This is a genomic window from Saccharopolyspora hirsuta (assembly GCF_008630535.1).
Classification (GTDB): Bacteria; Actinomycetota; Actinomycetes; order Mycobacteriales; family Pseudonocardiaceae; genus Saccharopolyspora; species Saccharopolyspora hirsuta.
This window is the reverse complement of record NZ_VWPH01000011.1, coordinates 1-22,140: the sequence shown is the minus strand read 5'-3', so window position 1 is coordinate 22,140 and position 22,140 is coordinate 1. Positions and strand designations below refer to the sequence as shown.

Genomic DNA, 22,140 nt, shown 5'->3' with positions numbered 1-22,140 from the left:
GGCGGCGCTCACCGCCAGGGGCGCCATCCCCGGACCGGGGCGAAGTCCGGGCGCGGATCACCCCAGGGCGGGCTGTCCGGCGGGAGCTGCTGGAGCTCGGCGAACTCCAGGCGCTTGCGCACGCGCAGCCACGCGACGACGAAGTAGCCGCCGAGCGCCAGGAGAACGGCTCCGGCGATCCACACCCCGAAGTCGGTGAGCCCCCGGCCGATCGCGCTGGCCAGGAGGCCCGAGCCGAGCATCGCGGCCGCGAAGCCCACCAGCGCCCGGAACGCCGGGTAGGCCTGGGTCTGCCTGCCGCTGCGGAAAGTCTTGGTGCGCGCAACGGCCCACTTGCGCAGGGCGTGCCAGGCGTCGACGCTCTGCGGACCGGTGCGCTGCGGCCAGGCCGCGGTGGCACGGCGCCGCGCGATGGCGGCCACCAGTCTCGGATCCTCGACCGGCAGCACCCACTGCTGTCGGCCAGCGACCAGCCGCACCGCCGGACCGCGACGCAGGCGGATCCCGGCACCGCCCGGCAGCGGCCACCAGGCGTCGTCCGCGTCGACCTCGCCGGGCTGGGCGAGGGTGAGCTCGGCCAGCGGCAGCGCGTGGTCGACGTGCCCGCCGCCGGACCTGGTGCTCTGCGCCAGCACCGCCCGGTCCCGGCCGATCCGCAGCTTCCCGGTGCCGACCGGGAAGGCGATCTCCACGTCGAGCTCGGCGAGGTCCAGCGCGGGCTCGGTGCACCGGCGCTGCGCCACCCGCGCCAGCACCGGCCCGACGACCAGCAGCGCCAGCCCGACCGGCACGCCGAAGATCAGGTCGACGACCGCCGGGGGCACCGCGGCCAGCAGCGCCCAACCCGGCCACCGGCGCGGAGTCCGCTGGTCCAGCAGCCAGCCCGCAGCGGCGAGCACGACCCACCCGGCCGACCAGGCCAGCAGGAACCCGGGCACGGCGCGCAGCCCCAGCAGCAGCGTCAGCGCGGGCAGCAGCACGACGGCCAGCCCGCCCAGGACCAGCGCCACCGGACGTCGACCGGGCACGGATTCCCGCGCCGCACCGGGGTTCCCGGGCACGGGCTGCGTCTCGGCACCCGACTCGGGCGGTGCGGGCAGCACCTCCGGCAGGTGTTCGCGTCGTGTCATCTCGCGGTTCCCACTCCTCGAACGGTCAGCACCCACCGGGGTCGAGGCGCACCGGTGCCCGCCCGCGCATGGCGACGCGGGCGCTCAGAACGTCGGCGAACTCCGGATCGACCGGCAGCAGCTGCTCCTCGTGCCGGGTGCGGACCACCACCACGTCGCCGGGCGGCACGGACACCCCGCGCCCGTCGGCGAGCCAGGCCCAAGCCCGGTCCTCCGGCGTGCTCGGCCGCGCCCCGACCTCGGTGATCGCCGAGAGCTCGATGTCCTTCGTGGACGGTTGCCGGGCCGGTCGCCCCGCGGCGGTCCGCACGGTCAGCCGCAGCCGATCCTCGGTCAGCAGCAGGGAATCCTCCCCACCGCCCTGCGGGGAGCGCAGCGGCAACCGCAGCACGAACTCGCTGCCGCCCAGCTCGCTCAGCGGCGGCCGGAGCACCGCGCGGCGGGCCGCCTCGGTGGCGAGCACCGGGATCGCGGTCCCGACCACCAGCACCACCACCGGCTGCCACCACGACAGCACGCCGTTGCCGACCACCGAGATCAGCGCCAGCAGCAACCCGAGCGCCTGCAGCGGCGCGACGACGGCGGAGTACAGGTGCCAGCCGTGCGGCTTGCGGCGCCAGTCGATCCCGTCCGCCGCGCGCCTGGCCAGCCACACCGCGGCTGGGATCGGCAGCACGACGAGCACCGCGGCGAACGCCCAGCCCACCAGGTCCTGGGTGCCGCGCGGTCCGGCCACCGGCATCGCCGAGCCCTCGGCGACCAGCGACCAGGCCAATCCCAGCACCGACAAGACCAGCTCGGCGACGCAGAAGAGGGCCGCCACCCGCAGCCAGGTCCGCGCTCGGCGCCACCGCTGCTCGACCGCAGCCCGGGAACGCGGATCGATCCGGCCGGGCACCTCGTCAAGCCACACCGCGCCTCCCTCCCGCTGCGACCAGCACCTTAATCCCCGGCCGATCCGATCCCCCACCACGACAAGCGGGACCGCAGTATCAGTTGACACTGCGGTCCGGCGGGAGGAGGGGCCGCGGCTACTCGCCGGTGGTCTCCAGCAGGGCGATGCACTCGAGGTGGTGGGTCATCGGGAAGGCGTCGAAGGCCTCCAGCTCGCGCAGGCGGTAGCCGCGCTCCGCGTACAGGCCGACGTCGCGCGCCAGCGCCGCCGGGTCGCAGGCCACGTGCACGATCCGCGACGGCCGTCGCGCGGTCACCGCGTCCACCACGGCGCGCCCGGCGCCCTTGCGCGGCGGGTCCAGCACCACGACGTCGGGCACCGGCAGCTCCTCGTCCGCGGTCACCCGCTCCACGGTGCCCGCCCGGAACGACACCTGCGGGAGGTCCCGGAGGTTCGCCACCGCGTCCTCCACCGCGCGCTTGGACGACTCCACCAGCAGCACCGATCCGGTCGGCCCGACCTGCTCGGCGAGCACCGCGGCGAACAGCCCGACCCCGCCGTAGAGGTCCCAGGCCACGCCACCGGACGGCACGGCGGCCAGCCGGGCGACGGTCTCGCTGAACACGTCCGGCGCAGCCTCGTGCACCTGCCAGAAGCCCTGCACCGACACGTCGAACGCGCGGCCCCGCGCGGACTCGTGCGCCACCTCGCCGCCGCGGACGTGCCGGGCCACGGGACGCGCGTGCCGCCGCTGCGGCTTGTGGTCCACCGCGGTCACGTGCACCTCGCCGCGCGAGTCCTCCACCACGGTCAGCTCCGCGCCCGGCCGCCAACGGCGGTCGGTGACCTCAGCCATCGCGCCCGCCGCGGTGATCGGGCAGTCCTCGACCGGGATCACCCGGTGGCTGCGGTGCGCCCGGAACCCGGCGTTGCCGCGGCGGTCCACCGCCAGCCGCGCGCGGGTGCGCCAGCGCAGCAGCCCGCCGGGCAGCTCGCGCACCTGGACCGGCCAGTCGATCCCGGCGATCCGCTGCAGCTGCTCGGCGACCACCGCCGCCTTCAGCTCGCGCTGGGTCTCCCCCGAGGCGTGCTGCCAGTCGCAACCGCCGCACCTGTCGCGGCCCAGCGCCATGTCGGCCAGCGGGCAGGGCGGGCTCACCCGGCCCGCGGCCGGGGTCAGGACCTCGATCGCGTCCGCGCGGCAGAACCCGCCCCCGGCGTCCTCGGTGACCTCCGCGACCACGACCTCGCCGGGCAGCGCGTGCCGGACGAACACCACCCGGCCCTCGTGCCGCGCCACGCAGTGGCCGCCGTGCGCGACGGCGCCCACCTCGACCTCGAGCCGCCTACCGGTCCAGTCCGGTTTTCCGGTCACCGCTTCCCTTCCCGTTGATCCCCAGCCCGCGCCGCGTCGCGCCCGGCATGGAGGCCAGCTGCTGCTTCTTCTTCTGGCGGATGCGGTCGGAGGACTCCAGCTGCCACGGCACGCTGGTGACCATCACACCCGGCTGGAACAGCAGCCGGCTCTTGAGCCGCAGCGCGCTCTGGTTGTGCAGCAGCTGCTCCCACCAGTGCCCCACCACATACTCCGGGATGAACACGGTGACCACGTCGCGGGGGCTGTCCCGGCGGATGCGCTTGACGTACTCCAGCACCGGCCGGGTGATCTCCCGGTAGGGCGATTCCAGCACCTTCAGCGGCACCGGCAGGTTCTCCGCCTCCCACTGCGCGGTCAGCGCCCGGGTGTCGTTGTCGTCGACGTTGACCGTCACGCCCTCCAGCACGTCGGGCCGGGTGGCGCGGGCGTAGGCGATGGCCCGCATCGTCGGCAGGTGCAGCTTGGAGACCAGGATCAGCGCGTGGTTCCGGGAGGGCAGCACGGCGTCGGCCTCCTGCTGCTTGAGCTCCTCGGCCACCCGGTCGTAGTGCCGGTGGATGGCGGTCATCAGCACGTAGATGGCGGCCATCGCGGCGATGGCGATCCAGGCGCCGTGGGTGAACTTGGTGATCAGCACGATCACCAGCACGCTGGCCGTCATCAGCAGCCCGAAGGCGTTGATGGACTGCGCCCGGCGCATCCGCTGCCGGGTCTGCGGGTCCTCCTCGGTGCGCAGCTTGCGGTTCCAGTGCCGGATCATGCCGCTCTGGCTGAGCACGAACGACACGAACACGCCGACGATGTAGAGCTGGATCAGCCGGGTCACCTCTGCCTCGAAGGCGAACACCAGGATGACCGCGCCGGTGGCCAGGAACAGGATGCCGTTGGAGAACGCCAGCCGGTCGCCGCGGGTGTGCAGCTGCCGCGGCAGGAACCGGTCCTGCGCCAGGATCGAGCCGAGCACCGGGAAGCCGTTGAACGCGGTGTTGGCCGCCAGCACCAGGATCAGGCCGGTGAAGAACACCAGGTACCACACGCCGGGCGGGAATCCCGCGAACACCGCACCGGCCAGCTGCGCGACCAGCGTCTTCTGCTGGTAGCCCTCCGGCGCGCCGATGAGCTGGTGCGCCGGGTCCTCGGCGACCACGGCGCCGGTGACCCCGGCCAGCCACAGCAGGCCCAGGAACATCACCACGGCGATGGTGCCCATCAGGGCCAGCGTGGTGGCGGCGTTGCGCGACTTCGGCTTGCGGAACGCCGGAACGCCGTTGCTGATCGCCTCCACACCGGTCAGCGCCGCGCTGCCGGAGGAGAACGCCCGCAGCACCACGAAGGCGAACGCGACCCCGGCCATCTGGGTCTCGTCGGGCACCAGCCCGAAGTCGGCGCTCTCGGCCCGCAGGTCCGCGCCGAGCACGTAGGTCTGGAACAGGCCCCAGGCGATCATGCCGAGGACGCCGATGACGAAGGCGTAGGTCGGGATGGCGAACAGCGAGCCGGACTCCCGGACGCCGCGCAGGTTCAACGCGGTCAGCAGCACGATCGCCCCGACCGCGAACAGCACCTTGTGCTCGGCCACGAACGGGATCACCGAGCCGATGTTGGCCGCCGCGGAGGAGATGGAGACCGCGACGGTGAGGATGTAGTCGACCAGCAGCGCGCTGGCCACCACCAGCCCCCACCGGCGCCCGTGGTTGACGGTGGCCACCTCGTAGTCGCCGCCGCCGGAGGTGTAGACGCGGACGTTCTGCCGGTACGAGGCGACCACCGCGATCATCACGACGGCGACCAGCAGTCCGATCCACGGGCTCATCGCGTACGCCGAGACGCCCGCGACCGAGAGCACCAGCAGGATCTCTTCGGGGGCGTAGGCGACGCTGGACATGGCGTCGGAGGAGAACACCGGCAGGGCGATGCGCTTGGGCAGCAGCGTGTGCGCGAGGCGGTCGCTGCGGAACGGCCGACCGACGATCAGCCGTTTCGCCGCGGTTGCGAGCTTGGACACGGCACAGAGCGTAAGCGGTAGGACCGGTCGACCGGGTGGTTCGGCCGTCCGTTTTGCTCGCAGGTCACATCCCGGGGCCACCCGTGCCCGCATCCGCACCTCACCCGGTACGGTGCAGCAGCCCGGAGCCGTCCGTCGCGACCCGCCTCGGATCCGCGGCCGTCCAGGTACCGTCAGCAGGCGATCGCGAGGTCGTCGCGACGCCAGCACATCCCCGCAACGAGGAGACGAAGGTCGTGCACGTGGTGATCATGGGCTGCGGCCGGGTCGGGTCGTCCCTGGCCGCCGCCCTGCAACGGCTCGATCACACGGTGGCCGTGGTCGACAAGAACCCGCAGGCGTTCCACCGCCTGGGCAAGGACTTCCGCGGCCAGCAGATCACCGGCAACGGCTTCGACCGGGACATCCTGGTCGAAGCGGGCATCGAGCAGGCGGCGGCGTTCGCGGCGGTGTCCAACGGGGACAACTCCAACATCGTCTCGGCGCGGGTGGCCCGCGAGACCTTCGGCGTGGAGCACGTCGTCGCCCGGATCTACGACCCCAAGCGCGCCGAGGTCTACCAGCGGCTGGGCATCCCCACCGTGGCCACCGTCCCGTGGACCACCGACCGGTTCCTGCGGATGCTGCTGCCCGAGGGCGTGGCCACCGCGTGGCGGGAGCCGTCCGGCACCGTCGCGGTCCTGCAGCTGCCGCTGCACGAGGCCTGGGTCGGGCACCGGGTGTCCGAGCTGGAGTCCGCCGTCGGGGCGCGGGTCGCGTTCATCACGCGGTTCGGCAACGGCGTGCTGCCGGACGCCAGGACGGTGGTCCAGGCTGACGACACGGTCTACGTGGCGGCGCTGTCGGGCACCGTCACCGACGTCACGGCGGCTGCCCGCCGAACCCCCGAGGAGAGCGAGTGATGCGCATCGCGATCGCGGGCGCCGGCGCGGTCGGCCAGTCCATCGCGCGGGAGCTGCTCGAAGGCGACCACGAGGTCCTGCTGATCGAGCGCAGCGTGCAGAACTACCACCCGCGGAACATCCCCGGCGCCGAGTGGATGCTGGCCGACGCCTGCGAGCTGGCGTCGCTGGAGGAGGCCGGGCTGGAGTCCTGCGACGTGGTCATCGCGGCCACCGGCGACGACAAGGTGAACCTGGTGGTCTCGCTGCTGTCGAAGACCGAGTTCGCGGTGCGCCGGGTGGTGGCCCGGGTCAACGACCCGCTCAACGAGTGGCTGTTCACCGAGGCCTGGGGCGTCGACGTCGCGGTGTCCACGCCGCGGATGCTGGCCGCGATGGTCGAGGAGGCGGTCAACGTCGGCGACCTGGTCCGGCTGATGACGCTGCGCCAGGGCCAGGCGAACCTGGTCGAGGTGACGCTGCCGGAGGGCACGCCGCTGGCCGGGCGGCGGGTCCGCGAGCTGAAGCTGCCCGCGGACGCGGCGCTGGTGACCATCCTGCGCGGCGGCCGGGTCATCGTGCCGCAGGCCGACGACCCGCTGGAGGTCGGCGACGAGCTGCTCTTCGTGGCCACCGCGGACGTCGAGCAGCAGATCCGAGCGGTCATCCACGACCACGAGGCCTGACTCCTGCGATTTCAACGAGGTCTTCCAACCTCGCCCTGCGTAGCGGTGCCGGTAGCGGAACCTCAGCGGTGCAAGCTGCGAGGGTGGGCTATGCGCCTGCGGCGCATGCGACACCTGCCGACCGGTGCCGGTCATCCGTCGCGGCTGCTGTCCACAGACAGGGATGAGCGATTTCAATGGAAATCGGACGTCCGATTTCCATTGAAATCGCGGGGTACGGCACCGGCGCGTCGGACGCGCTACGTCCGCACGGGGTCGGTCAGCTGACCGACGGGTCCGGGTTGGAGCGCGCCGCGGGCACCTCCGCGGCGGCCTTCTCCTGCTCCGCGACCTTCGCCGCGCGGCGGATCGCCCACACCGTGACGATCAGCGCCAGGCCGGTCAGCGGGTAGCCCATCGCGATCCGGGCGAACGCCAGCCAGCCGGTCTGGTCGGCGTCGTAGAGCCACTGCTGCACCACGTACTTCGCCGCGAACACCGCGACCCACGCCAGCGTGGCCAGGTCGTAGCCGCGCAGCGCGCGCCGCTGCTTGCGCCAGGAGAAGCCCAGGCCGTTCAGCGCCGACCAGGCCACACCCACCAGCGGCCAGCGGGCCAGCACGGACACCAGGAACACCCCGCCGTAGATCAGGCTCGTCCAGATGCCCAGCAGGAAGAAGCCCTTGGCGTCGCCGGAGCGGTAGGCGATGAACGAGCACACCGCCACCCCGAGCACGCCCGAGATGGCCGGTTGCAGCGGCTCCTTGCGCACCAGCCGGAAGATCGCGATGGCCACCGCCACCCCGATCGCCGACCAGATCGCCGTCATCAGGCTGACGAACGAGCTGATCAGCACGAAGACCACGATGGGCACCGCGGAGTAGGCCAGTCCGCTGACCCCGCCCATCTGCTCCAGCAAGGTGTTCTCGGCGGCGGCAGCGCGCTGCTCGCCGTCCGACTGCTTCTCGGCCGTGTCCTGGGCGGTCGGCCCGGCAGCCGCTGCGTCGCGTTCGCTCATGCGGTGTTCTGCAACTCGTAGTAGGGGTTGTAAAGCACCTTCCGGCCGTCGCGAACCGCGATCCGACCGCTGGCCTTGATGATGCGACCCGGTTCGATGCCGGCGATCCGGCGGCGTCCCAGCCACACCAGCGTGACGTCCTCGGTGCCGTCGTACAGCTCGGCCTCCAGCGTCGGCGCCGAGGCCTTCGGGCACAGCCCGACGCTGCGGACCCGTCCGAGCACCACGGCCTCCTGCCCGCACCGGCAGTCGCTGGCCGGCTGCGCCCCGCCGGCCTGCGACCGCTCCGAGAGGTCGTCGGCGTCCAGCTCGGCGACGTCACTGGTCAAGCGCCGTACGAGGCGACGCCAGTAGCCGCCCTCGCTCTTGCTCATCTAGCGCTCCTGTGCGCCCTCGGGGCTCGACTCGCGCAGCCCGTGCACCCCCAGCGTAGCGGCCGACGGACCTCGGGTCGCGCCCCCGGCGCGAATGCGCACTTGATCGCTCGATCGGATCAATTGGCGGTTGCGGCGGCTAGTTCTGGGACAGCGCGAGCGCGCCGCCGAGGCCGATCAGGGTGCCGCCGCTGACCACCTGCTGCCGCCGCCACCAGCGCGGATTGCGGGCCAGCCGGGCAGCCAGCGGGCCCGCGAACGCCGCGACCAGCAGGTCCGCCCCCAGCGTGAACAGCACGAAGACCGATCCGAGCAGCAGGAACGCCGGCGTCGCCGACCCCTGCTCCGGGTGCACGAACTGCGGCAGGAACGCGAGGAAGAACACCGCGGTCTTCGGGTTGAACAGCTCGGAGAAGAACCCCTGCACCACCGCCGAGCCGCGCTGCCGCGGCGAGCCCTCCCCCGGCTCCGCGGAGCCCTTGCGCAGCTCCCAGAGCGCGCGCACGCCCAGGTAGACGAGGTAGGCCGCACCGATGAGCTTCACCACGGTGAACGCCACCGCCGAGGCCATCAGCAGCGCCGACAGCCCGACCGCCGCGGCCAGCACGTGCACCGACGCACCGAGGCTGTTGCCGAACGCCGAGCGCACCCCCTCCCGGGAGCCACCGCGGATGCTCCGGGCCAGCACGTAGAGGATCCCCGGGCCCGGCGCGAAGGCGATCAGCAGCGCGGCCCCGAGGTAGACCCACCATTCAGCGGCGTTCGGCACCCGTCCAACCTAGCGCGGCTCGGACGTCGCCCCGGTCGCGGTACGGCGCCCGAGCCCGGTCACTGCGCCGCCTGGCCGTTGCCCTGGGCCTGCTGCGCCTGCTGGATGTGGCGCAGGATCGCCTCCGGCAGCTGGATGGGCAGCGGGGTGCGCACCGGCATCGGGTCGCTGCCGCGCACCACGATCGTCTCGTCGAGCACCGCGTAGAGCAGCTTCGCGCAGTCCTCGGCGGTCTCCGCCGGTCCGGCCGCGACCCCGCGCAGCAGCCAGCGGGGGCCGTCCACGCCGATGAACCGCAGCGCGGCCTTCGGCGAGTCGGCCACCAGCTCGGTGCCCCAGTCGCCGTCCTCGGTGTGCACCCGCGCGCCGTCCTTGCGCAGCTGCTCGGCCAGCTCACCGCTGACCTCGCGCCACAGGCCGCTGCTGCGCGGCGCGGCGAACGCGCTCACGGTCAGCCGCCCCACCGGGGTGACCACGTGCACCGCGCGCACCGGGCCCGCCGGGTCGACCTCGACCTGCAGCTGACCGCCCTCGGGCACCGGAATCCGCACCGACCCCAGGTCGAGGCGCTCGACCTGGTCCTCCGGCGCTTCGCTCTCGTCGTACGGCCCGCGCTCCGGGACGTCCGCGGGTTCCGCCGACTCCTCAACCACGTCGTCGGTGCGCTTGCCCCGACCGCGGCCCCATCCGAACATCCCCTCAGCCCTCCGTCCTGTGACCGGTCTCGGCCCCCGAGACCGCCAGCACCTCGTGCCCGCCGGTGGACCCGTAGCCCCCGGCGCCCCGCTGCGACGCGGGCAGCTCGTCGACCTCCTGGAACACCGCGCGCTCGACCTGCTGCACGACGAGCTGGGCGATCCGGTCGCCGCGCCGCAGCGACAGCGCGTTGTCCCGATCATGATTGATCAGGCAGACCTTGATCTCACCGCGGTACCCGGAATCGACCGTGCCGGGCGCGTTGACCACGCTCAACCCGGCCTTCGCGGCCAGTCCGGAGCGCGGGTGCACGAAACCGGCGTAGCCCTCGGGCAGCGCCAGCGCGATGCCGGTGCCCACCACCGCGCGTTCGCCGGGCTCGAGCACCAGGTCGCTGGTGGTCACCAGGTCCGCGCCGGCGTCGCCGGGTTTGGCGTAGGACGGCAGCGGCACGTCGGGGTCAAGTCGGGTCAGCAGGACCTTCACGTTCGACACGGGCGGCGAGACTACCCTGAAGTCGTGTCGGAAAGCGTAGAAGCGGCCAGCACGACCGGGGACACGCCCGGTCAGGCGAACTCGACGGAGCGCCCGGTGTTCCGGGAGCGGCTGTACGCGGCCTGGTGGTCCTGGCCGCTGCCGTTGATCGGCGCCGTGCTGATGGCCGCGCAGGTGCACATGGGCTACCCGGGCATCCGGGCGTGGCTGCCGTACGCGGTGCTGGTGCCGCTGGCGATCGCCATCCCGCTGTGGCTGGGGCGCACCAAGGTCGAGGTCACCGGCGGTGAGCTGTGGGTGGGTGACGCGCACCTGCCGCTGCGGTTCGTCGACGAGGTCGAGGTCATCACCCCGCAGGAGCAGCGCCGCGCGCTGGGACCGGACCTGGACCCGGCCGCGTTCATGGTGCACCGCTCCTCGATCCGCACCTCGGTGCGGATCTGGCTGGACGATCCGGACGACCCGACCCCGTACTGGGTGGTCAGCACCCGGCGCCCCGAGGAGCTGGTCAAGGCGCTGGGCAAGGGCTGACCGGGAAAGACAACTGGGCACACGCCCCGCGTGTGCCCAGCCACTCCCCGGTTTCGTCGACGTCTGCTCGCCCGAGCTCAGGCGGCGCAGTCGCGGCAGATCAGCTGACCGTTCTTCTCCTCGGCCAGCCGGCTGCGGTGATGGACGAGGAAGCAGCTCGCGCACGTGAACTCGTCCGCCTGCTTCGGGAGGACCTTGACGGTCATCTCCTCGCCGGACAGGTCCGCGCCCGGGAGTTCGAAGTTCTCCGCGATCGCCCCTTCGTCCTCGTCGACGACGCCCGATTGCGCATCGTTGCGTCGCGCCTTCAGCTCCTCCAACGAGTCCTCGGCCAAGTCGTCGGACTCGCGGCGCGGAGCGTCGTAGTCGGTCGCCATCGTGATTCACCCCTGCGTTTGTGGAGACTGCAATGGTGTGCCGCTGGTAAACGTTCCAGGACCAGGATTTGTGCCCGGTGGGGCAGTGATCGTGGTCTCGCCCTGCAACGCGTTCAGTTCCCCCGTTATGAGCGACTTGCCTCATCCGGCACTCCGTGAGGCGCCGAGAGGGTAGCTCATGGCGAATCCGCACATGCACCAGGTCACCCATAGGTGTGGTGTTCACTGCATCCACGACTCCCCGAAGATCAAACCGGCGCGATCCCCGGCCGTCGCCATCGGTTGCCCGCTCAACGGCTCCGCGATGCCGTGCGCTGGCGGTTCAGGCGGACCACATCGATTCAGCGGCGATGCGGCGTCGACCGCGACACAGCAGCGGTGTCCGGCACCGCACGACGCGAGTTCAGCGCATAGGCTTGATCGCAGTGCACGGACAGAGCATCCAAGGAGGGGCGGGACGTGGCAGCCGTTGGTGCAAGGGGGGGACGACGTGCCGGGTACCGGCGCCGTCGGCCGCTGCCCGCTCTGCTGGTGCTGGCCTGCCTCGTGGTGGCGGCCGGGTTCCTGTGGACCCGGGTCTTCGATTCCGTACAGGACATCGAGACCGCCACCACCTGCAACCCGCCGACGCCGCCGACCGCGGCCCCGGCCGGTGAGGAGATGCCCGAGCAGGTGGCGCTGGGCAGCATGCTGAAGCGCGACGCGCTGGACTCGACCAACCCGATCCCGCCGCAGGACGTGCAGGTGCGGGTGCTCAACGGCAACGGGGAGAGCCGACAGGCCACGCTGGTCAGCGACGAGCTGGCCAGCCTCGGCTTCGCCAAGGGCGGCGCGGACAACGACCCGGTCTACGTCAACTACGACCTGAAGTGCCACGGCCAGATCCGCTTCGGCGGCGCCGGGGTGAGCGCGGCCCGCACGCTGAGCCTGATCGCGCCGTGCGCGCAGCTGGTCCGCGACGAGCGGCCGGACGCCACCGTCGACTTCGCGCTCGGCAAGAAGTTCGACGACATCAAGACCACCTCGGAGGCCAAGCAGGTGCTCCAGGAGCTGGAGAACTGGGTGCCGCAGCGCGACCAGCAGGGCGGCGCGCACCAGGAGGTCTCGCCCCCGCAGATCGACAAGGAGCTGCTGACCAAGGCCCGCGACGTGCACTGCTGAGGTGCGCGCGGACCGGCGCCCGGCCGGTCCGCGCACCCCGTCGGCTCAGACCCGGCCCGCGTCGACCTCCTTGAGCGCCCCGGTGAGCTCCTCGGCGATGCCCGGGGCGGCGCAGATCAGCATCCCGTCGCCCAAGCCGTCGGTGCTGCCGCGCTCGGGCAGCCGCAGCTGCGCACCGGCCTCTTCCGCGACCAGGGCCCCGGCCGCCCAGTCCCACCGGTTCAGGCCGACCTCGTACATGCCGTCCAGCCAGCCCGCGCCGACGGCGCACAGGTCCAGCGATGCCACCCCGGCGCGGCGGATGTCGCGCACCTGCCCCAGCAACCGGCTCACCACGGCCGCCTGCGCCTTGCGCCGGTCGACGTCGTAGGCGAAGCCGGTGCCGATCAGCGACAGGTCGAGCCGGTCGGCGGCCGACACCCGCAGCCGCTGCCCGTCCAGGAACGCGCCGTGCCCGGAGGCCGCGCTCCAGACCCGCCCGGACACCGGCTCGACCACCGCACCGGCCACCGAACGACCGTCGAGCTGCGCGGCCAGCGACACCGAGTACCACGGGAACCCGTACAGGTAGTTGACCGTGCCGTCGATCGGGTCGACGACCCAGCGCAGCCCCTCGAGCGCGTCCTCGCCGCCCTCCTCCTCGCCGAGCACCGATTCGCCGGGCCGCAGCTCGGCCAGCCGCTCGCGGACCAACCGCTCCACCGCGCGATCACCGGCCGTGACCACATCGGTTTCGGTACTCTTCGTGTCAACACCACCAGTGATGGCCTCATCACGCACAGTGCGGGCCAAATCGGCGGCCTCGCGCGCGATCCGCACCGCGACCTCGCGCAACGCCATTGCGTCTACCTCAGTTGCCAATCCCACGCCCACATCGCAACACAACCCGGTTAAGGTCTGCACACCTCGGTCTGAATCGAATAGGAAGGATCAGCCATGGGGACTGCCCGCGGTTTCGGCGTGGATATCGGCGGGTCCGGCATCAAGGGATGTCCGGTCGACATCGAAGGCGGCGTGCTGGCCGAGGAGCGCATGCGGATTCCCACCCCGCAGCCCTCGACCCCGTCCGCGGTGGCCGACGCCGTGGCCGAGATCGTGGAGAAGTTCTCCTGGACCGGCCCGGTCGGCATCACCCTGCCCTGCGTCATCAAGGACGGCACCGCGCTGACCGCGGCGAACATCGACAAGGGCTGGATCGGCACCGACGCGCAGGAGCTGTTCGCCGAGCGGCTCGGCCGCCGCCGCGAGGACGTCGTGGTGCTCAACGACGCCGACGCCGCCGGGATCGCCGAGATGCGCACGGGCGCCGGTGCCGGGCACCGCGGGCTCGTCGTGGTGCTGACCTTCGGCACCGGCATCGGCAGCGCCATGTTCATGGACGGCAAGCTGGTGCCCAACACCGAGTTCGGGCACATCGAGGTCGACGGCCACGACGCGGAGACGCAGGCCGCGGCGTCGGTCAAGGACAACCTGGAGCTGACCTACCCGGAGTGGGCCCCGCGGGTCACCCGCTACATCCAGGCGCTCGAGCAGTTCCTGTGGCCGGACCTGATCATCGCCGGCGGCGGGGTCAGCAAGAAGGGCCACAAGTGGATCCCGCTGCTGGAGACCCGAACTCCCGTCGTCGCCGCGGCGCTGCGCAACGACGCGGGCATCGTCGGCGCCGCCACCGCCGCGACCAGCGGCAACGCCTGACCCGGGGGCCACCTAGCACACGACGGGGCGCGCGGACTCCGCCTTGCAGCGGAACCGCACCCCCGCATCGCAGTTACAATGGAACACGGCCCACTTGGTTCGAGGCCCTTCGGCAAGGAGAAAACACCGATTTCACCTGGTGTTCTTTCCTTTCGCGAGGGACTGGAATCCGGTGGGTTGTTCCCCGACCTTTGGCGGCCGAGGTTTCGCGCCCTCCGGCCAGCCCTGATCGACCGTCGCGAAAGGGCGTACGTGGCAGCCGCAGAAACCGCAACCCGACGCTCCAGCTCCGCCGCAACCGGCGGTGCCCAGCCCGAGTCGGGCCAGTCCCAGGCCACCCCAGCTTCGGAGGCGGCTGCTTCGTCTGAGCAGACGAAGACCACCGCCGCGCGGAAGAGCACCAAGAGCTCGACGGGGGCGAAGTCGACGACCCGCAAGACCGCCACGAAGACCGCGGCGGCCAAGAAGGGCGCCAAGGCCCCGGCCAAGAAGTCGACCAAGTCGGCTGCGGCCAAGGGCAGCGGCGAGGGCATGGAGATCGACGAACCGATCGAGACCGACCTGACCTCCCCGGACGTCGGCGACCTGGCCGAGGTCGAGGTGGAGATCCCGGAGGAGCCGGTTCCGGACGAGGACTCCAAGGAGTCCGGTGACTTCGTCTGGGACGAGGAGGAGTCCGAGGCGCTGCGCCAGGCGCGCAAGGACGCCGAGCTGACCGCCTCCGCCGACTCGGTGCGCGCGTACCTGAAGCAGATCGGCAAGGTCGCGCTGCTCAACGCCGAGGAGGAAGTCGAGCTGGCCAAGCGCATCGAGGCCGGGCTCTACGGCGCGGAGCGGCTGCGGCAGGTCGAGGAGTCCGGCGAGCAGCTGACCACCCAGATGCGGCGCGACCTGCGCTGGATCGTGCGGGACGGCGAGCGCGCCAAGAACCACCTGCTGGAGGCCAACCTCCGACTCGTGGTCAGCCTCGCCAAGCGCTACACCGGCCGCGGCATGGCGTTCCTGGACCTGATCCAGGAGGGCAACCTCGGCCTGATCCGCGCGGTGGAGAAGTTCGACTACACCAAGGGCTACAAGTTCTCCACCTACGCGACGTGGTGGATCCGGCAGGCGATCACCCGCGCCATGGCCGACCAGGCCCGCACCATCCGCATCCCGGTGCACATGGTCGAGGTCATCAACAAGCTGGGCCGCATCCAGCGCGAGCTGCTGCAGGACCTGGGCCGCGAGCCCACGCCCGAGGAGCTCGCCAAGGAGATGGACATCACCCCGGAGAAGGTGCTGGAGATCCAGCAGTACGCCCGGGAACCGATCTCCCTGGACCAGACGATCGGCGACGAGGGCGACAGCCAGCTCGGCGACTTCATCGAGGACTCCGAGGCCGTGGTGGCGGTCGACGCGGTGTCGTTCACGCTGCTGCAGGACCAGCTGCAGTCGGTGCTGGCGACCCTGTCCGAGCGCGAGGCCGGCGTGGTCCGCCTGCGCTTCGGCCTGACCGACGGCCAGCCGCGGACGCTGGACGAGATCGGCCAGGTCTACGGGGTGACCCGCGAGCGCATCCGGCAGATCGAGTCGAAGACGATGTCGAAGCTGCGCCACCCGTCCCGCTCCCAGGTGCTCCGCGACTACCTGGACTGAGCGGCAGGAAGCACCGGAGGGCCGTCGACCACCTGGTCGACGGCCCTTCCTGCTTCTCCCGGCGCGCTCGGGCGTCCATCCGGCGGCGGGAGCGGTCCGCCTGGTGGGATTCGGTGTTCGCTTCCAGCGGAAACGGTGCTCGCCGACGTCCGCCCGTTCTGTGATCTGAAACACCGGATGTCCGGATTCCGATCAGCTCGCCGACCTGCCGCCGATCCCGACGGCGGCCGCATTTTCCCTCGTCACAAGGTTTTTCGCGGATTCGATCACGTTCCGCGAGCAGCGCTGCTGCAACCGGGTGCTTCATGGTGACGACCGTCGCTGGTCGGCGCGGGAACACTGACTGGGGCCCGAGCGTCTGGAAGAGTGGAGCCACGAGCACCGACCCCGCAGCCAGTGGGCCACCGGTGGTCGTAGCAGGATCGAGGGCGTCGGATCATTCCGGCGCCGGGACGGAGGGAGATCACGATGCCGGGAACGCTCACCCGCCCCGAGCTGACCGCCGCCGACCGCTGCGACCGCTGCGGGGCCGCTGCCAAGCTCCGCGCCGTATTGCCATCCGGTGGGGAGCTTCTGTTCTGCGGGCACCACGCCCGCGCTTACGAAGCCGGGCTGCGCGAGGTGCAGGCCGACCTCCAGCAGGACGAGCAGTAAACACCCGTCAGACGAGATGACCGCGCCCCCGCAGGGCTCCCCTGCGGGGGCGCGGTCCTTTTCCGGGCCTCGGCCACGACACGCCGCTCGGACCGCGATTTCAATGAGGTTTTTCCAACCTCGCTCTGCGTGGCGGTGCGGGTGGCGGAACCTCAGCGCCCGCCTGGCTGTGGGTGCCCTGACTGATGTATGACCCGATACACGGCGTCAGGGCCGTCCTCGCCAGGCGAACGCTGAGAACCCGCGGCGGTGCAAGCTGCGAGGGTGGGCTATGCGCCTGCGGCGCATGCGACACCTGCCGACCGGTGCAGTTCGCCCTTCGCAGCTGCGGTCCACGGACGGGGATGAACAATTTCAATGGAAATCGGACGTCCGATTTCCATTGAAATCGCGGGGACGGGTCAGGCGGCGAGGTCGGCGAGGGCTTCGAGGAGGCGGCGGACGTCGGACTCGTTGGTGTAGTGCGACAGGCTCGCCCGGACACCGCCCTCCGGGCCGATGCCGAGGGCGTGCACCGCCTCCCAGGCGTAGGAGTGGCCGTGGGAGACGTTGAGACCCCGTTCCGCCAGCCGTTCGGCCACCGCCCGGGGCTCCATGCCGGGGAGCCCGAAGAACGCCGTGGGCGTGCACGGGCCCTGCGGGGCGCCGTAGCGCACCACCCCGTCCAGCTCCGCGAGACCCTCGAACAGCGTTCTGGCCAGCGCCTCCTCGTGCGCCACCACAGCGCGGCGGGAGACTGCCAAGCGGTCGGCCCGGCTGCCGTCGGCGTCGGAGTCCAGCCCGGCCAGGTGCTCCACGGCCGCGACCGCACCGGCCATGGCGGCGAACGGGTTGGTGCCCAGCTCGAAGCGGTCCGGCGAGGTGTCCGGTGACGGCTTGAGCTTGTCCGGGTGCAGGTTCTCCAGCGACCACGGGTCCCCGGCGACCACCGCCGCCAGGTGCGGGCCCGCCCACTTGTAGGCGCTGGTCGCGTAGAAGTCCGCGCCCAGCTCCGCGAGCTGCACGTGCGCGTGCGGGCAGTGCTGCACGCCGTCGACGTAGGAGAGGGCGCCGACCTGGCGGGCCCGGTCGGTGATCGCCCGCAGGTCCGGGATGGTGCCCAGCACGTTCGACGCGGCGGTGACGGCGACCAGCTTGGTGCGCTCGCCGATGAGGTCGGTGACGTGCTGCGCGGGCAGTTCGCCGGTCGCCGGGTCCAGCTCCGCCACCCGCACCGTCGCGCCCGCGCGCTGCGCGTGCTGGATCCACGGCCGGACGTTGGCGTCGTGGTCCAGCTGGGTCACCACGACCTCGTCCCCGGGCCGCCAGCCGTCGGCCAGCACCGCGGCGAACCGGTAGGTCAGCGCGGTCATGCTCGGCCCGAACACCACGCCCGCCGGGTCCGGCGCCCCGACCAGGTCGGCCACCGCCGCCCGCGCCTCGGCGACGATCCCGCCGGCCCGGCGGCTCGACTCGTACGGTCCCCCCACGTTGGACATCCCGACCCGGTAGGCGTCGGCCACCGCATCGATCACCGGCTGCGGCACCTGGGTACCGGCCGCTCCGTCCAACCACGCCCTGCCGTCGGCCAGCGCCGGGTACTGCGCCCGGACCTTCTCCACGTCGAAAGCCATGCACCGAACCCTAGGAGAACGGACGCCGCCGATCACCCTCCAACCGGTTTCGCTTCCACCGCCGCGCGACCGCCGGTGAAGGCCTCGGCGGTGACGTCGCGGACCAGCTCCACCACGCTCGGCCCGTAGGTGCTCGACTCCAGCACGCGCAGGACCAGGCAGAACCGCCCGCGGACGCCGTGCTTGCGCATCAGCGCGCGGTGGTTGACCACCAGGTAGCGGCAGGCCGCCCGGTTCGAGATCGAGGTCTGGCCGCAGATCAGGAAGGCCGGCCGGGCCAGCTCCGCCCGGACCATCTTGGCCAGCACCACGTACTCGACCCGGCCGTGCTCCGCGGCGTAGTCCTCGCCGCCCACCGAGATGGTGGGCACGGCGGGCTCCTCGCCCGCTGCGACGTGGACGCCCGGCAGCACCGACCGCAGGTGCGCCTCGGTGCGCCGGTTCGCCGCCGGTCCGCCGATGCAGAACTCCGGTTTGTCGGCCAGCCCCTGGTAGACCTGGTCGTGGAAGATCACCTCGGGCCGGGCTCGGCAGTCCCCCAGCACCGAGGACAGCTCGAGCATCGCGGCCGCGTCGTTGCGGTGCACGCTGCGGGCGTTGTCGGCGGAGACCATCCGGGGCATCACCAGCAGGCACTCGACCTCGGTGGACATCCCGAAGAAGTCCTGCATGCGGCGCAAGCGGCGGCGGGCCAGCAGCCTGCCGGAGATCCACACCGCCGAACCGGTGATCACGCTGGCGATGATGTTGAGCGCGATGTTCCACGCGTCGCCCGCCACAGCCCGCTCCAAGATCGTCTCGCGTTACCGCGACAGGCTAGCGGGAGATCGCCGCCCGGGTCACCTGTTCGGGGTCACCAGGAGCGGAGGGTGGCGATGCGCTCCTCGAGCTGCTCGACGGTGGCCATCGCCGTCGGCGGGCCGCCGCAGGTCTTCTGCAGCTCGTTGTAGATCTTGCCGTGCGGCTTGCGCGTGCGGTGGTGGTGCAGCGACACCAGCGTGTTCAGCTCCTTGCGGAGCTTCTGCAGCCGCTCCTGCACGCTCTGCGGCTTCGCGTTCGCGCGCTGCTCGGCCTGCTCGGCGGCCTTCGCCGCCTTCGCGTCGGCCTCGCGCTTGGCGACGTCCTCGAGCTGCTGCGACTGGCGCTGCCGCAGCAGCGCCCGCACCTGGTCGGGTTCCAGCAGACCGGGCAGGCCGAGGTAGTCCTGCTCCTCCTCGGAGGTGCTGAAGGCCGCCGTGCCGAACGACGATCCGTCGTAGATCACCTGGTCCAGCTCGGCTTCGGCGCCCAGCGAGGTGAACGCCTTCTCCTCCTCGCCTGGTTCGTCCTCCTTGCGGTTGGCCTGGGCGAGCAGCTCGTCGTCCCAGCCGTCCTTCTCCCGGTGCGGCTTGCCCAGCACGTGGTCGCGCTGGGTCTCCAGCTGGCTGGCCAGCTCCAGCAGCACCGGCACGCTCGGCAGGAAGACGCTGGCGGTCTCCCCCGGCCGCCGGGATCGCACGAAGCGGCCGATGGCCTGCGCGAAGAACAGCGGCGTCGAGGCGCTGGTGGCGTAGACGCCGACGGCCAGCCGCGGCACGTCGACGCCTTCGCTGACCATCCGGACCGCGACCATCCACCGGTCGTCGGACTCGGAGAACTCGGCGATCCGGCCGGAGGCCTGCGGGTCGTCGGAGAGCACCACCACCGGCTCGGTGCCGGTGATCTGGTGCAGGGTCTTGGCGTAGGCCTTGGCGGTGACGTGGTCGGTGGCGATCACCAGCCCGCCGGCGTCGGGCATGCCGCCCTTGCGCAGCTGCGCCAGCCGGGTGTCCGCGGCGCGCAGGACGGCCGGGATCCACTCCCCCGACGGGTCCAGGGCGGTGCGCCAGGCCCGGGCGGTCTGCTCGGCCGTCAGCGGTTCGCCGAGGCGGGCGCTGAACTCGTCACCGGCGCTGGTGCGCCACCGCGCCTCGCCGGAGTAGGCCAGGAAGACCACCGGCCGGACCACGCCGTCGTTGAGCGCGTCCGAGTAGCCGTAGGCGTGGTCGGGGCGGCTGCGCAACGAACCGTCGGCGTCGGGCTCGTAGCTGATGAACGGGATCGGCGAGTCGTCGCTGCGGAACGGCGTACCGGTCAGCGCCAGGCGCCGCACGGCCGGGGTGAAGGCCTCCCGGATCGCGTCGCCCCAGGACTTCGCGTCACCGGCGTGGTGCACCTCGTCGAGGATCACCAGCGTCTTGCGGCGCTCGGTGCGCACCCGGTGCAGCGCCTCGTGCGCCGCGACCTGCGCGTAGGTGACGACCACGCCCTGGTAGTCGCTGGAGGTGATGCCGTCGGCGTTGCGGAAGTTCGAGTCCAGCGCGATGCCCGCCCCGGCGGCCGCTAACGCCCACTGGTGCTTGAGGTGCTCGGTGGGGGCGACGACGGTCACCGCCTCGACCGTGCGGTCGGCGAGCAGCTCCGCGGCGACCCGGAGTCCGAAGGTGGTCTTGCCCGCGCCCGGCGTCGCGACCGCCAGGAAGTCCTGCGGCTTGGTCGACAGGTACTTGGTGAGCGCTCTGCGCTGCCAGGCGCGGAGCGGTCGGGAAGTGGCTTGCGAGGGGTCGCTGAGCACTGATCGGACGGGATTGTCGAGTTGCGCTTCGGACACGCCGGCTCGCCGCTCCTTCCTGGGTCTCCCCTACCTGAATGGCGCGGGCGAGTCGTCGCACCGCCCTGCGAACGCCCGCGCACCCCGACGTTCGATCGACTCGATGCGGGCCGCCGTGCAGCTTACCTCCGCTCGTCGATCTCCACCGGCAAGGCCGCTGGAGACGAATGCGACACACCGTTTTTCCGGGTCGGCGCTCATCGCCGGGGCCGATGCAGCATCCTTGTGGGTGCCATGGGTTCGCCGAGTTCGCCAGAAAGCCGGGGGCGCAGTGCCGCCGCACCACGGGACGCCCCGGTGCGACGAGGGCCGCTGCGCCTGATCGCGCGCACCCTGGACAAGGCGTGGTGGGACAACATCTTCTCCGAGTCGGCGGCCGCCGCGTTCTGGCAGACGCTGTCCATGCCGCCGCTGCTGCTCGGGCTGCTGGGCAGCCTCGGCTTCCTCGGCGACTGGTTCGGCCCGTCGGTCGTCGACGCTGTGCACGACAAGATCCTGGCCTTCTCCCGCACCGTGTTCACGCAGAACGTGGTGGACCAGATCATCGGCCCGACGGTGAACGACATCCTGACCAAGGGCAAGGGCGAGATCGTCTCGGTGGGCTTCCTGCTGTCGCTGTGGGCGGGGTCCTCCGCGCTGGCGTCCCTGGTCGACTCGATCACCATGGCCTACGACCAGTACCTGGTGCGCAACAGCGTGTGGCAGCGGATCTTCGCGCTGCTGCTGTACCTGGTGTGCCTGGTGCTGGCGGTGTTCGGGCTGCCGATTATCGCGCTCGGCCCGGACTGGCTGCCGACCATCTTCCCGCGGGACTACCAGGACGACATCGCCTGGCTGATCCAGGTCTTCTACTACCCGGCGACCGCGATCGGGCTGGTCGTGGCGCTGGCGACGCTGTACAAGGTGGCGGTGCCGCGGAAGCTGCCGTGGCACCGGGGCCTGCCCGGCGCGCTGCTGGCGATGGCGCTCTTCCTGTGCTCGAGCATCGGCCTGCGGCTCTACATCACGTGGGTGACCAGCACCGGCTACACCTACGGCGCGCTGGCCACCCCGATCGCCTTCCTGCTGTTCGCGTTCTTCATCGGCCTGGCGATCATCATGGGCGCGCAGTTCAACTACGCGATCCAGGAGATGTACCCGGCCAAGATGACCCGGCGGGAGCGGCGGCGGTGGCGGCGGCTGGAGATGCGGCGCCTCGAGCAGCGCATGCACACCGAGGAGGGCTACCGCGCGTGGCGCAACGGCCAGGCCGCGGAACCGGTCGAGGACACCGGGACACCGGCTGAGCACGAGGTGCCGGAGGAGCGGGGCGGCGCGGAGGAGCTACCGCGCAACGGCGTGCCGCTGCCGGAACCGCCGCGCAAGCAGACCGAACCGCGCGGTGGCTGAGACCAGACCACCGCGCGGTTCGAACCGCGAGTCAGTCCTTGCCGCCGGGCGGCAGCGACTCGAAGATCTCCTTGCACTCCGGGCAGACCGGCGAGCCCGGCTTCGGCGACTTGGTGACGGGGAACACCTCACCGCACAGCGCCACCA

23 protein-coding genes are annotated in these 22,140 nt (G+C 71.8%); 8 read left to right on the top strand and 15 right to left on the bottom strand.

Annotated elements, in window-relative coordinates:
* Nucleotides 1-8 precede the first annotated feature (8 nt).
* From F1721_RS23055 to F1721_RS23040, 4 genes are all read right to left on the bottom strand, one after another.
* Nucleotides 9-1,130, bottom strand: a complete 1,122-nt coding sequence (locus tag F1721_RS23055; protein ID WP_150068855.1) for a hypothetical protein — start codon at nucleotides 1,128-1,130, stop codon at nucleotides 9-11.
* A gap of 25 nt (nucleotides 1,131-1,155) precedes the next feature.
* Nucleotides 1,156-2,043, bottom strand: coding sequence for a hypothetical protein (locus F1721_RS23050; protein ID WP_150068854.1), 888 nt, complete (start codon nucleotides 2,041-2,043; stop codon nucleotides 1,156-1,158).
* A gap of 118 nt (nucleotides 2,044-2,161) precedes the next feature.
* A complete protein-coding gene (locus F1721_RS23045) occupies nucleotides 2,162-3,400 on the bottom strand; it encodes a class I SAM-dependent RNA methyltransferase (protein ID WP_150068853.1) in 1,239 nt (412 codons plus the stop codon).
* Complete coding sequence (locus tag F1721_RS23040) at nucleotides 3,372-5,408, bottom strand: APC family permease (protein ID WP_150068852.1); 2,037 nt, start codon at nucleotides 5,406-5,408, stop codon at nucleotides 3,372-3,374. The genes F1721_RS23045 and F1721_RS23040 overlap by 29 nt, the downstream gene beginning before the upstream one ends.
* A gap of 236 nt (nucleotides 5,409-5,644) precedes the next feature.
* Between F1721_RS23040 and F1721_RS23035 the strand changes: the two genes are divergently transcribed.
* Complete coding sequence (locus F1721_RS23035; protein ID WP_150068851.1) at nucleotides 5,645-6,310, top strand: potassium channel family protein; 666 nt, start codon at nucleotides 5,645-5,647, stop codon at nucleotides 6,308-6,310.
* Complete coding sequence (locus F1721_RS23030; protein WP_150068850.1) at nucleotides 6,310-6,975, top strand: potassium channel family protein; 666 nt, start codon at nucleotides 6,310-6,312, stop codon at nucleotides 6,973-6,975. The genes F1721_RS23035 and F1721_RS23030 overlap by 1 nt, the downstream gene beginning before the upstream one ends.
* Before the next feature lie 259 nt (nucleotides 6,976-7,234).
* Here F1721_RS23030 and F1721_RS23025 read toward each other — a convergent pair whose 3' ends face one another.
* The 5 genes from F1721_RS23025 to dut form a co-directional block, all read right to left on the bottom strand.
* Nucleotides 7,235-7,972, bottom strand: a complete 738-nt coding sequence (locus tag F1721_RS23025; protein ID WP_150068849.1) for a DUF3159 domain-containing protein — start codon at nucleotides 7,970-7,972, stop codon at nucleotides 7,235-7,237.
* A complete protein-coding gene (locus F1721_RS23020; RefSeq protein ID WP_150068848.1) occupies nucleotides 7,969-8,346 on the bottom strand; it encodes an OB-fold nucleic acid binding domain-containing protein in 378 nt (125 codons plus the stop codon). The genes F1721_RS23025 and F1721_RS23020 overlap by 4 nt, the downstream gene beginning before the upstream one ends.
* A 139-nt stretch (nucleotides 8,347-8,485) precedes the next feature.
* Nucleotides 8,486-9,115: a LysE family translocator gene (locus F1721_RS23015; protein ID WP_150068847.1), complete on the bottom strand. Its 630-nt coding sequence runs from the start codon at nucleotides 9,113-9,115 to the stop codon at nucleotides 8,486-8,488.
* Nucleotides 9,116-9,174: 59 nt separating this feature from the next.
* Nucleotides 9,175-9,810: a DUF3710 domain-containing protein gene (locus tag F1721_RS23010; protein ID WP_150068846.1), complete on the bottom strand. Its 636-nt coding sequence runs from the start codon at nucleotides 9,808-9,810 to the stop codon at nucleotides 9,175-9,177.
* A 4-nt stretch (nucleotides 9,811-9,814) separates the two neighbouring features.
* Complete coding sequence (gene dut / locus F1721_RS23005) at nucleotides 9,815-10,306, bottom strand: dUTP diphosphatase (RefSeq protein ID WP_150068845.1); 492 nt, start codon at nucleotides 10,304-10,306, stop codon at nucleotides 9,815-9,817.
* A 24-nt stretch (nucleotides 10,307-10,330) separates the two neighbouring features.
* Between dut and F1721_RS23000 the strand changes: the two genes are divergently transcribed.
* A complete protein-coding gene (locus F1721_RS23000) occupies nucleotides 10,331-10,837 on the top strand; it encodes a DUF3093 domain-containing protein (protein WP_150068844.1) in 507 nt (168 codons plus the stop codon).
* A gap of 77 nt (nucleotides 10,838-10,914) precedes the next feature.
* Here the strand turns inward: F1721_RS23000 and F1721_RS22995 are convergent, their stop codons facing one another.
* Complete coding sequence (locus F1721_RS22995) at nucleotides 10,915-11,214, bottom strand: DUF4193 domain-containing protein (RefSeq protein WP_150068843.1); 300 nt, start codon at nucleotides 11,212-11,214, stop codon at nucleotides 10,915-10,917.
* A 459-nt stretch (nucleotides 11,215-11,673) separates the two neighbouring features.
* Between F1721_RS22995 and cei the strand changes: the two genes are divergently transcribed.
* The gene (cei, locus tag F1721_RS22990; protein ID WP_170301577.1) at nucleotides 11,674-12,375 is read left to right on the top strand and encodes an envelope integrity protein Cei; all 702 of its coding nucleotides are present in this window, start codon (nucleotides 11,674-11,676) and stop codon (nucleotides 12,373-12,375) included.
* 45 nt (nucleotides 12,376-12,420) lie between these two features.
* Here the strand turns inward: cei and F1721_RS22985 are convergent, their stop codons facing one another.
* Complete coding sequence (locus tag F1721_RS22985) at nucleotides 12,421-13,215, bottom strand: inositol monophosphatase family protein (protein ID WP_150068842.1); 795 nt, start codon at nucleotides 13,213-13,215, stop codon at nucleotides 12,421-12,423.
* Nucleotides 13,216-13,311: 96 nt separating this feature from the next.
* Here F1721_RS22985 and ppgK point away from each other — a divergent pair, with 96 nt between their 5' ends.
* From ppgK to F1721_RS22970, 3 genes are all read left to right on the top strand, one after another.
* Nucleotides 13,312-14,070, top strand: coding sequence for a polyphosphate--glucose phosphotransferase (ppgK, locus tag F1721_RS22980; protein ID WP_150068841.1), 759 nt, complete (start codon nucleotides 13,312-13,314; stop codon nucleotides 14,068-14,070).
* 252 nt (nucleotides 14,071-14,322) lie between these two features.
* Nucleotides 14,323-15,708: an RNA polymerase sigma factor gene (locus F1721_RS22975; protein ID WP_150068840.1), complete on the top strand. Its 1,386-nt coding sequence runs from the start codon at nucleotides 14,323-14,325 to the stop codon at nucleotides 15,706-15,708.
* 468 nt (nucleotides 15,709-16,176) lie between these two features.
* Entirely contained in the window at nucleotides 16,177-16,362 is a 186-nt protein-coding gene (locus tag F1721_RS22970; protein WP_085982109.1) for a DUF7455 domain-containing protein, read from the top strand.
* 401 nt (nucleotides 16,363-16,763) lie between these two features.
* On the opposite strand, the gene F1721_RS22965 is transcribed toward F1721_RS22970, so the two are convergent.
* From F1721_RS22965 to F1721_RS22955, 3 genes are all read right to left on the bottom strand, one after another.
* Nucleotides 16,764-17,975 carry a cysteine desulfurase-like protein gene (locus F1721_RS22965; RefSeq protein ID WP_150068839.1) on the bottom strand — a complete coding sequence of 404 codons (1,212 nt, stop codon included), beginning with the start codon at nucleotides 17,973-17,975 and terminating at the stop codon, nucleotides 16,764-16,766.
* A 32-nt stretch (nucleotides 17,976-18,007) separates the two neighbouring features.
* A complete protein-coding gene (locus F1721_RS22960; protein ID WP_150068838.1) occupies nucleotides 18,008-18,754 on the bottom strand; it encodes a hypothetical protein in 747 nt (248 codons plus the stop codon).
* A 74-nt stretch (nucleotides 18,755-18,828) separates the two neighbouring features.
* Nucleotides 18,829-20,604: a DEAD/DEAH box helicase gene (locus F1721_RS22955; RefSeq protein WP_150068837.1), complete on the bottom strand. Its 1,776-nt coding sequence runs from the start codon at nucleotides 20,602-20,604 to the stop codon at nucleotides 18,829-18,831.
* A 234-nt stretch (nucleotides 20,605-20,838) separates the two neighbouring features.
* Here F1721_RS22955 and F1721_RS22950 point away from each other — a divergent pair, with 234 nt between their 5' ends.
* The gene (locus F1721_RS22950; protein WP_150068836.1) at nucleotides 20,839-21,993 is read left to right on the top strand and encodes a YihY/virulence factor BrkB family protein; all 1,155 of its coding nucleotides are present in this window, start codon (nucleotides 20,839-20,841) and stop codon (nucleotides 21,991-21,993) included.
* Between the two features lie 31 nt (nucleotides 21,994-22,024).
* Here F1721_RS22950 and F1721_RS22945 read toward each other — a convergent pair.
* Nucleotides 22,025-22,140, bottom strand: a 116-nt coding sequence (locus tag F1721_RS22945) for a DUF3039 domain-containing protein (protein WP_150068835.1), incomplete at its 5' end; no start/stop codon positions are given.

Excerpts from the sequence above, each read along its gene's own strand:
- F1721_RS22995 (WP_150068843.1), bottom strand. The coding sequence starts at position 11,214 with ATGGCGACCGACTACGACGCTCCGCGCCGCGAGTCCGACGACTTGGCC.
- ppgK (WP_150068841.1), top strand. The coding sequence starts at position 13,312 with ATGGGGACTGCCCGCGGTTTCGGCGTGGATATCGGCGGGTCCGGCATC.
- F1721_RS23030 (WP_150068850.1), top strand. The coding sequence starts at position 6,310 with ATGCGCATCGCGATCGCGGGCGCCGGCGCGGTCGGCCAGTCCATCGCG.
- F1721_RS23020 (WP_150068848.1), bottom strand. The coding sequence starts at position 8,346 with ATGAGCAAGAGCGAGGGCGGCTACTGGCGTCGCCTCGTACGGCGCTTG.
- F1721_RS23010 (WP_150068846.1), bottom strand. The coding sequence starts at position 9,810 with ATGTTCGGATGGGGCCGCGGTCGGGGCAAGCGCACCGACGACGTGGTT.
- F1721_RS22965 (WP_150068839.1), bottom strand. The coding sequence starts at position 17,975 with ATGGCTTTCGACGTGGAGAAGGTCCGGGCGCAGTACCCGGCGCTGGCC.
- F1721_RS23055 (WP_150068855.1), bottom strand. The coding sequence starts at position 1,130 with ATGACACGACGCGAACACCTGCCGGAGGTGCTGCCCGCACCGCCCGAG.
- F1721_RS22970 (WP_085982109.1), top strand. The coding sequence starts at position 16,177 with ATGCCGGGAACGCTCACCCGCCCCGAGCTGACCGCCGCCGACCGCTGC.
- F1721_RS22985 (WP_150068842.1), bottom strand. The coding sequence starts at position 13,215 with ATGGCGTTGCGCGAGGTCGCGGTGCGGATCGCGCGCGAGGCCGCCGAT.
- F1721_RS23025 (WP_150068849.1), bottom strand. The coding sequence starts at position 7,972 with ATGAGCGAACGCGACGCAGCGGCTGCCGGGCCGACCGCCCAGGACACG.
- F1721_RS22950 (WP_150068836.1), top strand. The coding sequence starts at position 20,839 with ATGGGTTCGCCGAGTTCGCCAGAAAGCCGGGGGCGCAGTGCCGCCGCA.